This is a genomic window from Oleiphilus sp. HI0067, from assembly GCF_001635735.1.
Genome location: NZ_LWFI01000176.1, coordinates 1 through 934, shown reverse-complemented (window position 1 = coordinate 934; position 934 = coordinate 1). Strand labels below are relative to the sequence as shown.

Sequence of the window (934 nt, the reverse complement as noted above, 5' to 3'; positions counted from 1 at the left end):
TTTCAAGCGCAGAGAATCTGCGATCTTGATGGCTGGCTTTGAGCTAGTGTGCGGTAAAACAATCAAGAAACTGTGTTGTTCCAGACGATAGTAACTATCAAAAATACGCAGGTTGTTATGCAGCAATTTTCCTATTTCTACTTGCACAAAATCATGTTCTTTGTTGTTGAGCTTTTCGGTAGCTGTAGGGTCGAGTTTTAGTGATACAACACTAAGGTCGCTCCCTTCACGCTCACTTCGTTGAATCTCTTTTTGCAGATCTTCATTGAGGTGTTGGAGAGATGCTGCGTGGCTTAAATTGTCGGTTCTTCGTAAGGGTAAAAGTTGGCGACGACGCAGTTCACGTAGATAAACCAGTGCACACGATGCACCTAAAAACAGAATGAAATTTGGTACGGCTTGCAAGGATACAAATGGTGAATCGTGCCATGCGATCAAGCCTATGGATAACAAACTTGTGATCGCTAAGATCGGTAAGGCAACTTTAAACTCAAAGAAAAACATAAGCATGAGAGGCAGGGAATAGACCCATATACCGCTTTGGTCAGGAGCGACCCAAAGAATAGCGAGTGTTAAGACGGCGATAATAATCGAGAGACGACGAGGCGTGCCTGATTCAAAGCTTTCTTCTGTCGGAGAAGTTGTGCCAAATTGATTAAGCTTTTGTGTGAATCTAGGGGAGAGCACTTTTCCTAATCGAGACAAAAATAATAGCGCAGTAAATGAGCCTAAAAATATGGCAAGCGCGAATTGCTTATCTAGTACCGCGATAACAGTGCTCAGGCCGCTTAATACAGTTGCTACAGCGTATGCTGGAGAATGTGTGAGAATGGAGTTGTCAGGTTGTTGCATTGTCTACTTTTGAATTCGCTGTGCGAGCTTATGATTATTACTTAATCATAAACCTTAAATAGGCTGTTTGCATGGTAACTTG

General features: G+C 42.5%; 1 protein-coding gene. It reads right to left on the bottom strand.

Annotation, left to right across the window (positions count from 1 at the left end):
• Window positions 1–852, bottom strand: an 852-nt coding sequence (locus tag A3739_RS02375) for a diguanylate cyclase domain-containing protein (RefSeq protein ID WP_068500105.1), incomplete at its 3' end; no start/stop codon positions are given.
• Between the last annotated feature and the right edge of the window lie 82 nt (window positions 853–934).